Here is a 14,471-nt window from a genome sequence, read left to right as displayed (position 1 = left end):
TTCATACAAATTGCAGCAATAAAAATTATCTTCATGATTTTGTTGAATTTGCACAATTCGCCGCGTTCAGGACATGGAGCGAGCTGCTGACGGCTTTCTGCGAAATCAATCGCATAGCAAATGATGATTTTCATTCGAAAACGAATGTTTCTGGAAGCTACCTCGCAAATGGCCAAATCGCAGAGTAAAATCAGCTCGGGTTTCCTTATCGGCGAAACCAGACCGTGATTGGAAAGAGGGAGCATTTCGATTGAAAAGCAAAACTGAGCAGCTGGCAGATATGCAGCAGCGCCGTGAGAAGATTCTGGAGATGATCCGCGAAGACGGCACCGTCACGGTTAAAGCGCTGACCGATACCTTCGGCCTGACCGAAGCCACCATTCGCACCGACTTGCGCATGTTGCAGCAAGAGGGGCACGTACAGCGTTATCACGGCGGCGCCACGCTGATGACCGGCAAGCAGAATACCGGCGCGATGTTGCTGGAGCGCCAAACACATCTGGAAGAAAAACAGGCGATTGGCCGCCTTGCCGCGCAGCATGTGGAAAATGGCGACACGGTGATTTTCGATTCCGGTACCACCACCACGGCGATTGCCGAGGCGATCAGCCATATTCGTCGTTTATCGGTAATTACCACGGCGGTGAATATCGCGCTGAAGCTGGGCGGCGAGCCGGGTATCAATATTTTGCTGACCGGCGGCACTTTTAAGTTTCCGACGCTTTCGACGTCGGGTGAGAAAGCCGCCTCGTTTTTCGAAAACGTGCTGGCGGAGAAGCTGTTTCTTGCCACGGCCTGTATCTCGCCGCGTCTCGGTTTGAGCTTTCCCAGCGAGACCGATATCAAGGTGAAAATGGCGATGATCAATTCAGCCAACAGCGTGTATGTGGTGGCGGATTCCAGCAAGATCGATAAGGTGTCGATGTTCGCGCTGCCGTGCGACTGGAGCCATATTCACTATCTGATTACCGATAGCGGCATTTCGCCGGCGCAGGTCGCGGCGTTTGAGGCGTTAGGCGTGCAGGTGTTGGTGGCGCAGTCGGCGTTGGCGCAGAAGCGCGCGGTATAAGGTGCGGTGCGCGCTGTCCCTCACCCCGGCCCTCTCCCGCAAGCGGGCGAGGGAGACGCTGCCATATGCAGGCCCGAACGGTTCCCTCTCCCACCTGTGGGAGAGGGTTAGGGTGAGGGCAAACGTGTTTAAAACCCTAAGCTATCCAGCAGGTCATCAACCTGATCCTGGTTCGCCACCACGCCGGGTGCATTGGCGTGGATCTGCGGACCGTTCAGCAGGCTGTTGCCCTCTTTACGCGCCGCAGCGTTGGCTTCTGGCATATTCTCCAGTAGCACCATCAACAGCTGACGCTCGATCTCCTGGATCACATCCATCATGCGCTTGATCACCTGACCGGTCAGGTCCTGGAAATCCTGCGCCATCATGATTTCGAGCAACTGCTTATTGGTATACGACGTGTGTCCCGGAACGTCAGTCAGGAACTGGCGCGTATCCGAAACCAACTCGCGCGCATCTGTCAGTTCAATCGGATTTTCAAACCACGCATCCCAACGGCCTTTCAGCTGGTTGGCGCCGGCTTCCATTTGGTCCTGGTGTGGCTGCGCTGCTTCAACGCAGTTCAACGCACGTTCTGCCGCTTGCGCCGTCATTTGCACAACATAATCCAGACGATCGCGCGCATCAGGAATCGCTTCCGCCGCTTCAGCAATTGCCTGGTCTAACCCCAGCTCACGCAAACTGTCACGCAACATGCGCGTCAGTGAGCCGATGCGGGTAATAATGTCGTGTGCCGAGGCTTCTTCGGTTGATTTCGGAAGGTCGCTCATCACATCTCCTTACATACCCAGTTTTTCGAATATTTTGCCTAACTTCTCTTCCAGCGTGGCCGCCGTGAACGGCTTCACCACGTAGCCGCTGGCGCCCGCCTGCGCGGCCGCGATGATATTCTCTTTCTTCGCTTCCGCGGTCACCATCAGCACCGGCAGTTTGTTCAGCGTGGCGTCAGCACGGATGGTTTGCAGCAGCTCCAGACCGTCCATGTTCGGCATGTTCCAGTCGGAAACCACGAAATCAAAGCCACCGGCACGCAGTTTGGTCAGCGCATCGACGCCATCTTCTGCTTCTTCAACGTTATTGAATCCAAGCTCTTTCAGCAGGTTACGGACAATACGACGCATCGTATTGAAGTCATCCACCACCAAAAAGCGCATATTTTTATCAGCCATATCTACTCCCGTGTTGTCTCGTCCAGCAGGACGGGCTCGTTAAATTCGCAATGCCTGTCCGGCGCTAATTTTCGCCAGCATGTGCTGACTGATGTGGCCTAAATCGACCACTTCACTGGTGCCGCCCATCGCAATCGCTTCGCGCGGCATACCAAATACCACGCAGCTGGCTTCATCCTGCGCGATGGTCCAGGCGCCCGCGCGATGCATTTCCAGCATCCCGGCCGCGCCGTCGTTACCCATCCCGGTCAGAATCACACCCACCGCATTTCGTCCTGCGTGCACCGCCACCGAACGGAACAGCACATCCACCGATGGCTTGTGTCGGTTCACTGGCGGACCGTCATTCAGTTTCACCACATAGTTGGCCCCGCTTCGGCCCAGCTCCATGTGCATGGCGCCCGGCGCGATATAGGCGTGGCCGGGCAGAATACGCTCGCCGTCTTCCGCTTCTTTCACGGTGATTTGGCACAATTTATTCAGACGCTCAGCAAACGAGCGCGTAAAACCTGGCGGCATATGCTGGGTAATCAGCAGCGCCGGGCTGGTCGCCGGCAGCGGCTGCAGCACATGGCGAATCGCCTCGGTGCCGCCGGTGGAAGAGCCGATGGCGATCAGCTTTTCACTGCTCAGCAACGGGCCCGCTTTCAACGTGACCGGCATCGGCGTGGAGGCACGCACATGCAGCTTGGCGCGCGCGGCGGCGCGGATCTTGTCAGCAATCATCTGGCTATACGCCAGCATGCCTTCGCGGATGCCGAGCTGTGGCTTGGTGACAAAATCCACCGCACCCAACTCCAGCGCGCGCAGCGTCACTTCTGAACCTTTACCGGTCAGCGAGGAGACCATCACCACCGGCATCGGACGCAGGCGCATCAGCTTCTCGAGGAAATCGAGGCCATCCATGCGCGGCATCTCCACATCCAGCGTCAATACCTGCGGGTTGTACTGTTTGATTAAATCCCGCGCCACCAGCGGATCGGGCGCACTCGCGACCATCTCCATATCGGGATGGCTGTTGATGATTTCTGTCATCAACTGTCGCATCAGCGCAGAGTCATCCACGCACATCACGGTGATTTTGCTCATCGTCTTTCCTTGCTCAGTCCATAGACTGTCTGTCCACGCAGCCAGAACTCTTTGCTGATCTGACTAAAGTTCTCTGAATGCCCGGCAAACAGCAGACCGCCGGGTTTCAGCAGAGGCACGAAACGGCGCAGAATCTGTTCCTGCGTCTCTTTATCGAAATAGATCATCACGTTGCGACAGAAAATTGCGTCGAACGGACCCGGCAACGCCCAGTCGTGTGCCAGTAAATTCAGTTGCGTATAGTTCACCATGTTGGCGAGGTCGGAACGCACGCGCACCATGCCTTCATGCGGACCGGTGCCGCGCAGGAAAAAGCGTTGCAGCTGCGACTGCGATAGCGTGCGTAGCTCTTCCTGGCGATATACGCCGGCCACGGCTTTCTCGAGCACCTGGGTATCGATATCGCTGGCGTGGACCTGGAATTTACCCGGACCGGTGCCCAGCGTTTCCGCCAGCGTCATGGCGATGGAGTACGGCTCTTCGCCGGTTGAGGCGGCGGTGCTCCACACGCTGTAGTTACCCGTGCGCTTACGCGCATGATCCGCGAGGATCGGGAAGTGATGCGCCTCGCGGAAGAAAGAGGTCAGGTTGGTCGTGAGCGCGTTAATAAACGCCTGCCACTCCGCACTGTTTTGGTCTTGCTCCAGCAGCGCCAGATAGCGGCCAAAGTCATCAATATTCAGCATGCGCAGACGACGCACTAAACGGTTGTAAACCATCTCGCGTTTGTGATCGGCCAGCACAATGCCCGCGCGCTGATAGATCAGCTGGCTAATGCGACGAAAATGCGTATCTGAGAGCGGTAACCGCTGCACCATTTGCGAGAGCAGCGTGGTCGCTTCACTTTGATCCAATAACGTCGATTTCTTCATTTCAGGTCACCCGGCAACAAACTGTTTAAATTGTGATACTGCGGTTGCTACTGTGCTGCCAGTCGCGCCATTCTCATGGGCCGCCTTGCGGCGGCCACAAGGATTAAAAGGTTTCCCAGTTATCGTCAGTGCTACGTGCGCCTGCCGGTGCCAGTGCTTTTGGCGTGCCGGAACGCAAATTTTTTGCCGCTGTAGATACGTTAACGGCCTGAACGACAAATTCTTTACCGATATTGAACACCGCAACCGACTGTTTCAGTCGGCTGGCCTGATCTTCCAGCGCGGCCGCCGCCGTTGCCGACTCTTCGACCAGCGCGGCGTTCTGCTGCGTCACGCGATCCATCTCGTTCACCGCCAGACCGACCTGATCGATACCACGGCTCTGCTCGTCCGACGCCGAGGCAATTTCGCCCATGATGTCGGTGACCCGCGTGACCGCATTCACGATGTTGGTCATGGTTTCCCCGGCGCTCTCCACCAGCACGGAACCGGTGTTGACACGGCTGACCGAATCCTCGATCAATCCTTTAATCTCTTTCGCCGCCTGCGCGCTGCGCTGTGCCAGACTGCGCACCTCGCCCGCTACCACGGCAAATCCACGTCCCTGCTCACCGGCGCGTGCTGCTTCTACCGCAGCGTTCAGTGCGAGGATATTGGTCTGGAAGGCAATGCCGTCGATCACGCTGATGATGTCAGCGATTTTCTTCGAGCTGCCGGTGATCTCTTTCATGGTAGTCACCACGCCATCCACCACTTTGCCGCCCTGCTGCGCGGTCTCCGAGGCGGTGAGCGCCAGCTGTGACGCCTGACGGGCATTTTCGGCGTTCTGCTTCACCGTGGCGGTTAACTGCTCCATGCTGGCAGCGGTCTCTTCCAGCGAAGCCGCTTGCTGCTCGGTACGCGAGGAGAGATCGTTGTTGCCCATGGCGATTTCACTCGCACCGGTGTAGATCGCATCGGAACCGTCACGCACGGTACGCACCGTCCGCGCCAGCTCTTGCTGCATCTCTTGCACCGAGGTGAGCAGCTCGCCCATCTCGTTGCGCACCGTGATCTCCACCTGCTGCGTCAAATCGCCACGCGCGATGTGACGAATGTGCTCGATGCTGTGCTTTAGCGGACGGATCAGCACCGTACGCATGCCGCTCCACACCAGCGCAATCACCAGCAAGGTCACCAGCAGCGTGCCGACCACCAGCATGATGGATTGGTTGTACGCCGCCTCATTGGCTGCAATGCCCTGATTGGCGAGCACAATGTTGTAGCTCAACCATTCGTTGTAATCCTTAGCAAACTTGTCCTGGAATCCCTGCGTCGGCTGATCGACAAATCCTTTGAAATTTCCACTACTGAGGAAATCGATCAACTCACCCAATGCTCCGCGATAGGCGTTGTAGTTGGCCTGTAACGTCAGCACGTTCTCGGCCTTTTTGCCCTTTTCAGACAGGTTGGCGTTAAATTCGGCAAAACCCTCATCAGCGTGCTTCAACTCCTCACTCGCCAGCGCCACCAGATCTTTCACGGTTGCGCCTGAGCCAGCCTGCTGACTGTCCAGCAGGTAACGGATCCCCGCACGGTTCAGCGTGTTACGCGCCTGAACCAGCGATACCCATGAGGTGCCCATTGCCCGCTGCAGCGTGCTAAGACGCTGGTTATAGGCAAAATTTTCTTTATCGGCTTTGACCGTGGAGTAGAACACTCCACCGGAGAACAGCTGCAGTAAGGCAAACAGCGCCAGCACGCACAGCAGACCGGATACAACACGAATACGACTAAACATAAACACCTCATTGGTTGGCGGATCGCCTCTGTTATCGGCTTTTCTGAGGGGATCTTTATGTGTGTTCGCAGGGGTTGGACCAGCGGGGGGTTGATGGGTGCTCGCTGTCCCTCATTCTAACCCTCTCCCGCAGGCGGGAGAGGGAATTGATCGAGCTAACATATGGCAGCGTCTCCCTCTCCCGTTTACGGGAGAGGGCCGGGGTGAGGGGAAGCAACTCAGAACTTAAAACGTCTCCCAGTTACCCTCACTCACCGGCGCGGCAGCCGCTTTGCGCGGTGCGCTGGCGATCTGGCGCACCGTGCTCGCCTTTGGTTGCGCCTGTGCGGCGCGCGGAATGCGGAACACCGATACCGACTGGCTCAGGCGGCTCGCCTGCTCTTCCAGTGATGCGGCGGCGGCGGCGGACTCTTCCACCAGCGAGGCGTTCTGCTGGGTGACGCGGTCCATCTCGGTAACCGCTTGTCCCACCTGATCGATACCACGGCTCTGCTCATCCGATGCCGAGGCGATTTCGCCCATAATATCGGTGACGCGCGTGACGGCGCCGACGATATCGTTCATGGTTTCTCCGGCGGTGCCGACCAGTTGCGAGCCGTTGTTGACGCGGTTCACCGAATCTTCGATCAAGCCTTTGATCTCTTTCGCCGCCTGCGCACTGCGCTGCGCCAGGTTGCGCACTTCACCGGCCACCACAGCAAATCCACGGCCCTGTTCACCGGCACGCGCCGCTTCTACCGCCGCGTTCAGCGCCAGGATATTGGTCTGGAAGGCGATGCCATCGATCACGCTGATAATGTCGGCGATCTTCTTCGAGCTGCCGGCGATATCCTGCATGGTACGCACCACGCCATCGACCACCTCGCCGCCTTTGCGCGCGGTATCCGACGCGCTCAGCGCCAGCTGCGACGCCTGACGCGCATTCTCCGCATTCTGTTTCACCGTCGCGGTGAGCTGCTCCATGCTGGCCGCCGTCTGCTCCAGCGAGGCGGCCTGCTCTTCAGTGCGCGCCGACAGATCGTTATTCCCGGCGGCGATTTCGCTGGCGCCGGTGAAAATCGCATCGGAACCGTCACGTACATTGCCCACGGTGCTTACCAGCGACTGCTGCATCTCATGCAGGCTTCCCGCCAGCTGGCTCATTTCATTGCGCCCTTCCACCACGATATTTTGTGTGAGATCGCCCGCGGCAATATGGCGAATATGCGCCAGCAGCTGGTGCAGCGGCTGAATCAGCACGCTACGCAGGCCGAACCAGCAGCCAACGATCACCGCAATCACCACCAGCGCCACCGACGCCAGCAGCCACATCATGGTGTGGAAGGCGCGCTGATTCTGCGCCACGCCTTCTGCCGCCAATATGCTTTGCTCCGTCCGCCACTCTTCGTAAGTGGCTTTCATCGCTACCTGTTTAGCTTCGATGTTCTGCGCAAACATGCCTTGCAGATCGTTGGCTTTCAGGCGATCCAGCATCGCTTTCAACCCGTCGTTGAAAGCGGCGTAGTTCGCTTCCAGCTTATCGCGCAGCGCGTCTGGCAAGCCCGGCGTGGCTGGCAAGTCGTAGTAGCGTTGATAGTGGCCGGCAGCCACGTTGAGCTGTTTTTCGGTCTGGGCGATTAAGGCACTCAGCTGACCGCCATTCGACTGCGCGGCCATGGTGCCCTGCATACGCAACATGGCGCGGTTGAGTACGGTGCGGGTTTGGTTCAGTTCAATCCAGGCGTCTGACATCGCGCCAACGTTGTTGGAGGAGATCTGCGCTACCGCAAACGCCTCTTTATCTTTTTGTAAGGCGGACCAGAACAGGCCACCCGACAGTAATTGTAAAGCGCCAAACACCAGTAATACGGCGATTAAACTGGTCACTACATTGATTCGTTTTAACATGGGATCTCCAGGGATGCGTTTCGGCTCCCCCAGTTATCGACCGGCAATCTGAATTTTTCAGGGTGCTTAAGCTACTTTACGAATTAAAACTCTGCGTTTGCGCATGATTGCAGTGTTTTATAACTAAAGAAATTAACAGTAAAAAAAATGCGCCTTTATCGGCTGAGCGATGAAGGCGCATTGGGTGGTGCGGGTTGTCCCTCACCCTAACCCTCTCCCACAAGTGGGAGAGGGAACCGATCGAGCCTGCACGGGGCAGCGTCTCCCTCTCCCGCGTGCGGGAGAGGGCCGGGGTGAGGGACCGACCACTCCGAAACTTAAAACGTTTCCCAGTTGCTGTCCCCAGCCGCGGCGGTCAGCGCTTTACGCGGTGCGCCGATCGTGGGTGGTGCGATCTGCGGATGACGCACGCCGCTTCTGGCCTGCGGCTGCGTTTGCGCCGCGCGCGGTACGCGGAACACCGCCACCGACTGGCTCAGGCGACTCGCCTGCTCTTCCAGCGAGGCCGCCGCCGCCGCAGACTCTTCCACCAGCGAGGCGTTCTGCTGCGTCACGCGATCCATCTCCGTCACCGCCTGGCCGACCTGATCGATACCACGGCTCTGCTCATCCGATGCCGAGGCAATTTCGCCCATGATGTCGGTGACGCGCGTTACCGCATTAACGATATCGCTCATGGTCTCACCGGCGGTGCCCACCAGTTCAGATCCGCTGTTCACGCGGCTGACGGAGTCTTCAATCAACCCTTTAATCTCTTTCGCCGCCTGCGCGCTGCGCTGGGCCAGATTACGGACTTCACCCGCGACCACCGCAAAGCCACGGCCTTGCTCACCGGCGCGCGCCGCTTCTACCGCCGCGTTCAACGCCAGAATATTGGTCTGGAAGGCAATGCCATCGATAACGCTGGTGATGTCGGCGATCTTCTTCGAACTGCCGGCGATGTCGCTCATGGTGCGCACCACGCCTTGCACCACATCACCGCCCTTCTGCGCGGTTTCGGAAGCACTCAACGCCAGCTGCGACGCCTGACGCGCGTTTTCGGCGTTCTGCTTCACGGTGGCGGTCAGCTGTTCCATGCTGGCGGCGGTCTGCTCCAGTGAAGCCGCCTGCTCTTCGGTACGTGCCGAGAGATCGTTGTTGCCCGCAGAGATTTCGCTCGCTCCGGTAAAGATGGCATCCGAACCGTCACGCACATCACTCACCGTGCGCACCAGCGACTGCTGCATCTCATGCAGGCTTTCCGCCAGCTGGCTCATTTCGTTGCGTCCTTCGACCGCGATGCGCTGCGTCAAATCGCCCTGCGCAATGTGCTGAATATGCTGGATATTCTCATTAAGCGGCTTGATGAGGATTTTGCGCATGCCAAACCAGCACAGCACAATCACCGCCACCACAATCGCCAGCACCGCGCCTAACAGCCAGATCATGTGATCGTAGGCTGAGCTGTTGGCTTCGACGCCCGCCGCAGTCAGGCGATCCTGATCGGCACGCCACTGGCGGTACTCTTTCAGGAAGGCGTTTTGGCTTGGCGCAACCGGCGCTTTGGCTGCCTGATCGAGATCTTTTGCGACCAACGCGTCCTGCAACTGGCCTAGCGCGCTGGCATAGGCGGTATAGGTTTGATCGAGACGTTTGTTGAGCGCGGCATCCTGTCCCGGCGTGTCCGGCGTCGCTTTAAACAGCTGGTAGTTATCGGCGGCCTCTTTCTGGAAGGCTTTGCTGTCGCCGTACAAACCGGCGATGTCCGCTTCGGTACCGTTCAGTTTGCTGGTTGCCATGCGCAGCTGAATGCGGGTTAACACTACACGGCTCTGATTGAGGCTCATGTAGGCGTCGTTGATGGCGGCGGTGTTTTTGCTCGCCAGTTGTGAAACGTTAAAACTGTTTTTGTCATCGCTTAGCGCTTTAAAAAACAGTGAGCCGGATGCCAGCTGTAAAAAGCCAAACACTAACAACACCAGCAATAAGCTGGTGACAACGCGAATTCTCGTAAACATAGTTTGCCCTGGAAAATGAAGGAAAAATTCGTACCGATCGGTTATCGACCAGGGCCGGAGAAGATTGAGGGATATTACAGCGATTTTTTGCGGATTTATTGTTGATTTGTAAGGAATTAATTAATGTGTGTAATGATAACGGGCCGCAGCAGCGCGGCCCGTTGCGGGGATTAGGCAGTACGCAGGTTATCCACCAGCGCCATCTCTTCGCTGCTCAGCAGCTTTTCGATGTCGACCAGAATCAGCATACGTTCACCCAGCGCACCCAGACCAGTCAGGTACTCGGTGGACATGGTGACCGCGAACTCCGGTGAAGGACGAATCTGCTCTTGCGTCAGCGACAGCACATCAGAAACGCCATCCACCACAATGCCCACCACGCGATGCTCAAGATTCAGCACGATCACCACGGTGTTCTCGTTGTACACCACATCCGGCTGCGAGAACTTCACGCGCAGGTCGATGATCGGCACGATCACGCCGCGCAGGTTGGTGACGCCTTTGATGAATTCCGGCGTGTTGGCGATGCGGGTTACCTGATCGTAACCGCGAATCTCCTGCACTTTCAGAATGTCGATGCCGTACTCTTCGTCACCCAGTGTGAAAACTAAGAATTCCTGGCCCACGGTTTCGCCAGCGATTTTGGTCACGGTTGCCATGTCAGTCATTTTTTTACCCTTTCGTTATCTATTACGCTGCGGCACCGGCCACACGCTTTTCACGGTTCAACGATTGCAGTGCTGAGACATCCACAATCAGCGCCACGCTACCATCGCCTAAGATGGTGGCGGCAGAGATGCCCGGCACTTTGCGATAGTTGCTTTCAAGGTTTTTCACTACCACCTGATGCTGACCAATCAGCTGATCGACCAGCAGCGCATAGCGACGGCCTGCGCTTTGCAGAATCACCACAATGCCTTGCGTGGCGTCGGTTTTGGCGTTCTGCACCTCAAACACATTCCACAGTTCTACCAGCGGCAGATATTCGCCACGCACTTCCAGCACGCGCTCGCCACCGGCCAGCGGTTTCAGCTCTTCTGCGGTTGGCTGCAGCGATTCCATTACCGCGTTGAGCGGCAGAATGAACACTTCGTTAGCGACGCGTACTGACATGCCGTCGAGGATCGCCAGCGTCAGCGGCAGCAGGATGCGAATGGTGGTGCCCTTGCCCTGCTTCGAGGAGATTTCGACGTGACCGCCCATCTCCTGAATATTCCTTTTCACCACGTCCATGCCCACGCCACGTCCCGACACGTCGGTGACCTGCTCAGCGGTGGAGAAGCCCGGCGCGAAGATCAGCATGCCGACTTCTTCATCGCTCATGCTGTCGCTGACCGGCAGACCAGACGACAGCGCTTTAGCCAGAATACGTTCGCGGTTCAGACCGGCACCGTCATCGATCACTTCGATGCAGATGTTGCCGCCCTGATGTTCCGCCGACAGCGTCAGGTTGCCAACGGCGGTTTTATTCGCAGCCAGACGTTTTTCCGGAGTTTCGATACCGTGATCGAGGCTGTTACGCACCAGGTGCGTTAACGGATCGATGATGCGTTCAATCAGGCTCTTATCCAGCTCGGTTGAGCTGCCGAGCAGCGTCAGCTCCACTTCTTTGCCCAGCTTGCTGGCCAAATCGCGGACCAGACGCGGGAAGCGGCTGAAGACGTACTCCATCGGCATCATACGAATCGACATCACCGATTCCTGCAAATCGCGGGCGTTACGCTCCAGCTGACCCATGCTGTTCAGCAAGTCGCCGTGCGCCACCGGATCCAGCGCACCGGAGCGCTGTGCCAGCATCGATTGGGTGATCACCAGTTCGCCAACCAGGTTAATCAGCTGGTCCACTTTCTCGACGGCAACACGGATGCTGCTGGATTCGCTGCCTTTTGCCGGTGCAGCGGCACGTTTAGGTTCGCGCTTCACCGCTGGCGTAATATCGGTGACGGTGGCGGTTTGCACCGGTTCAGCAGCCACTTCAGCAACCGGGGCGTCGGCAACGGCCGCCGCGCCTGTCGGGAAGTGAATCTGTGCTTCATCCAGCACAAAACAGAGCACCGCGACGATGTCATCTTTGCCGACGCCATCAATGGTAACGTCCAGCGAATTGGCGCCTTTCACTACGTTGCTGACGGTACCGAGATTGCCGAGCTCCTCCAGCATCAGCTCCGGCTCTTTCTCTTTCAGGTCAACCAGTTGCAGGCGCAGACCTGCGGCCGCAACTGGTGCTGCGATCTCAACCACTTCGGCGACTTTGGGCGCTTCAGGCGCAATGCCTTTCGCTTCCAATGCCAGCTGACGCAGCGCTTCGCAGATATATTTAAAGCTTTCTGCATTCGGCTCCTGCGCCGTTTTATAGGCATCGAGCTGTTCTTGCATAATATCTTTGGTTTCCAAAAACAGGTTGATGATATCGGTGCTGAGCTGCATCTCGCCGCGGCGCGCACCATCCAGAATGTTTTCCAGGATGTGGGTGGTTTCCTGTAAAACCGTAAAGCCAAACGTACCGGCTCCGCCCTTGATGGAGTGGGCGGCGCGGAAGATGGCATTCAACTGCTCGGAATCGGGCTCCTGGGGATCAAGTCCCAACAGGTGTTGCTCCATATCCGCTAACAGCTCATCGGCTTCATCGAAAAACGTCTGGTAAAAATCGCTGATGTCCATGCTCACGGGATCACCTCGGCTGTGAGGGTTGGTCTGGTGTCACCGCGCTCGCCGTGGGCGTCGCCGCTGCCGCAGGGGCCGTTGCAGCAGCCGGCGCAGCCGGTGTTGCAGTGGAACCTGTTGGAGCAGTCGACGCAGCCGGTACAGCGGGTGCGGTAATGTTGGGAATCATTTGCGCCGGGTCGCTCACCTGAACGGCATCGCTCTCGGCATTCTCTTTTTCAATCGCCGCTTCGGTGTCGTGATTCAACACCAGCAGGCTAATGCGGCGGTTGACTGCATCATTAGCACCACGGTTTTTCAGCTTCATGGTGTCGGCCATGCCGACCACACGCAGCATTTTGGCGCCGTCGAGGCCACCAATCACCAGCTCGCGCCGTGAGGCATTGGCACGATCCGCCGACAGTTCCCAGTTGCTGTAGCCACGATCGCCGTTGGCATACTGGAAATCATCGGTGTGACCCGCGAGGCTGATTTTGTTTGGAATATCATTCAGCACCGGCGCGATAGTGCGCAGGATGTCGCGCATGTAAGGCTCCACGTCCGCGCTGCCGGTTTTAAACATCGGGCGGTTCTGGCTATCGATAATCTGAATGCGCAGTCCCTCTTCGACCATGTTGATAATCAAGTGCGGACGCAGCGCTTTCAGACGCGGATCGGCTTCAATCAGCTGGTCGAGCTTTTCACGCAGGCGATTCAGGCGGATCTCCTCCAGCTTCTTCTTCTGCGCATCCATATCGACAATCTTCTTCACTTCACCCTTCTGCTGCGTCGGATCATCGCCGCCGCCGGGGATCGGACTTTCGCTGTCGCTGCTGCGCTGACCGCCGGTCAACGCCACTTTCAGCGGCGTTTTAAAGTATTCCGCAATCTGGACCAACTCTTTGGGGCTGGAGATGGAGAGCAACCACATCACCATAAAGAACGCCATCATCGCCGTCATAAAGTCGGCATAGGCAATCTTCCACGAACCGTGGCTCCCATGGTGACCTTTATGTTTGCGCTTTTTAACCAGCACAATGGGGCGATTGCCTGCTTTCATGAATTCTCATCCGAAGTTTGTTTCGCCGGGTTCTTGGCGTTACGCACGTGCTCTTCCAGCTCCGAGAACGACGGACGTTCGGCGGAGTAAAGCGTTTTACGACCAAATTCCACTGCGATTTGCGGTGCGTAACCGTTGAGGCTGGAGAGCAACGTCACCTTCACGCACTGCATCATCTTGGTGGTTTCGGCACATTTCTGACGCAGCACCGACGCCAGCGGAGAGATAAAACCGTAGGCCAGCAAAATCCCGAGGAAAGTACCGACCATCGCGTGCGCCACTAACGCACCCAGTTCGGCCGCCGGACGATCGGCTGACGCCAGTGCGTGCACCACGCCCATTACCGCCGCGACAATACCGAAAGCCGGTAAGCCATCACCCACCGCCGAGATACTTTGCGCGGGGACTTCACACTCGTGCTCGTAGGTCTCAATCTCTTCATCCATCAACGCTTCAATTTCGAAGGCGTTCATATTTCCGCTGACCATCAAACGCAAATAATCGGTAATAAAATCGACTAACTGTTTATCGGACAAAATACGCGGATAGTTAGCGAAAATTTCACTCTGGCTGGGATCTTCAATGTCACGTTCTAATGACAACATGCCTTGCTGACGGGATTTCGCCATCAGGCGATAAAGCAGCGCCATTAAATCCATGTATACGGCTTTGTTATATTTCGAGCCGCGCATTAACAATGGCAGCGCTTTTAATGTTTTCTTAATCGATTTGCCATTATTGCCGACTAAAAAGGCACCAATACCGGCACCGCCGATAATGATCAGCTCCGCCGGTTGATAAAGCGCGCCTAAATGTCCGCCGACCATCGCGTAGCCGCCCAACACGGAGCCGACGACCACGATATAACCCAGAATTATCAGCACAAAAAATCCTTACGTCCGTAA

Annotated in this window: 12 protein-coding genes; 1 reads left to right on the top strand and 11 read right to left on the bottom strand. The window is 57.1% G+C overall.

Translation table 11 applies throughout. The annotated features are described in order from the left end of the window. Positions 1-250: 250 nt before the first annotated feature. On the top strand, positions 251-1,069 hold the full coding sequence (locus ACYAC5_RS08535; protein WP_137385649.1) for a DeoR/GlpR family DNA-binding transcription regulator: 819 nt from the start codon (positions 251-253) through the stop codon (positions 1,067-1,069). A gap of 128 nt (positions 1,070-1,197) precedes the next feature. On the opposite strand, the gene cheZ is transcribed toward ACYAC5_RS08535, so the two are convergent. The 11 genes from cheZ to motA form a co-directional block, all read right to left on the bottom strand. Further along, on the bottom strand, positions 1,198-1,839 hold the full coding sequence (cheZ, locus tag ACYAC5_RS08530) for a protein phosphatase CheZ (RefSeq protein WP_101764603.1): 642 nt from the start codon (positions 1,837-1,839) through the stop codon (positions 1,198-1,200). 9 nt (positions 1,840-1,848) lie between these two features. Continuing rightward, complete coding sequence (gene cheY / locus ACYAC5_RS08525; RefSeq protein ID WP_008102871.1) at positions 1,849-2,238, bottom strand: chemotaxis response regulator CheY; 390 nt, start codon at positions 2,236-2,238, stop codon at positions 1,849-1,851. 39 nt (positions 2,239-2,277) lie between these two features. Then, complete coding sequence (locus tag ACYAC5_RS08520) at positions 2,278-3,327, bottom strand: protein-glutamate methylesterase/protein-glutamine glutaminase (RefSeq protein ID WP_008102868.1); 1,050 nt, start codon at positions 3,325-3,327, stop codon at positions 2,278-2,280. Continuing rightward, positions 3,324-4,199, bottom strand: coding sequence for a protein-glutamate O-methyltransferase CheR (cheR, locus tag ACYAC5_RS08515; RefSeq protein WP_101764604.1), 876 nt, complete (start codon positions 4,197-4,199; stop codon positions 3,324-3,326). Before cheR ends, ACYAC5_RS08520 begins: the two co-directional genes overlap by 4 nt. A 103-nt stretch (positions 4,200-4,302) precedes the next feature. After that, positions 4,303-5,979, bottom strand: coding sequence for a methyl-accepting chemotaxis protein (locus ACYAC5_RS08510; protein ID WP_137385648.1), 1,677 nt, complete (start codon positions 5,977-5,979; stop codon positions 4,303-4,305). Positions 5,980-6,204: 225 nt separating this feature from the next. Beyond that, entirely contained in the window at positions 6,205-7,866 is a 1,662-nt protein-coding gene (locus ACYAC5_RS08505) for a methyl-accepting chemotaxis protein (RefSeq protein WP_217546852.1), read from the bottom strand. A gap of 317 nt (positions 7,867-8,183) precedes the next feature. Continuing rightward, positions 8,184-9,863 carry a methyl-accepting chemotaxis protein gene (locus ACYAC5_RS08500; protein WP_462062810.1) on the bottom strand — a complete coding sequence of 560 codons (1,680 nt, stop codon included), beginning with the start codon at positions 9,861-9,863 and terminating at the stop codon, positions 8,184-8,186. Between the two features lie 170 nt (positions 9,864-10,033). Beyond that, positions 10,034-10,531: a chemotaxis protein CheW gene (gene cheW, locus ACYAC5_RS08495; RefSeq protein WP_008102858.1), complete on the bottom strand. Its 498-nt coding sequence runs from the start codon at positions 10,529-10,531 to the stop codon at positions 10,034-10,036. A 22-nt stretch (positions 10,532-10,553) separates the two neighbouring features. Continuing rightward, positions 10,554-12,524, bottom strand: a complete 1,971-nt coding sequence (gene cheA, locus ACYAC5_RS08490) for a chemotaxis protein CheA (protein WP_192233597.1) — start codon at positions 12,522-12,524, stop codon at positions 10,554-10,556. 10 nt (positions 12,525-12,534) lie between these two features. Beyond that, positions 12,535-13,566: a flagellar motor protein MotB gene (motB, locus tag ACYAC5_RS08485; RefSeq protein WP_192413558.1), complete on the bottom strand. Its 1,032-nt coding sequence runs from the start codon at positions 13,564-13,566 to the stop codon at positions 12,535-12,537. Further along, positions 13,563-14,450 carry a flagellar motor stator protein MotA gene (gene motA, locus ACYAC5_RS08480; RefSeq protein ID WP_007891047.1) on the bottom strand — a complete coding sequence of 296 codons (888 nt, stop codon included), beginning with the start codon at positions 14,448-14,450 and terminating at the stop codon, positions 13,563-13,565. The genes motB and motA overlap by 4 nt, the downstream gene beginning before the upstream one ends. Positions 14,451-14,471: the final 21 nt, after the last annotated feature.

Source organism: Pantoea sp. y20, from assembly GCF_054903455.1.
The sequence above is the reverse complement of the archived record's forward strand: the minus strand, read 5'-3'. Positions and strand labels throughout refer to the sequence as shown.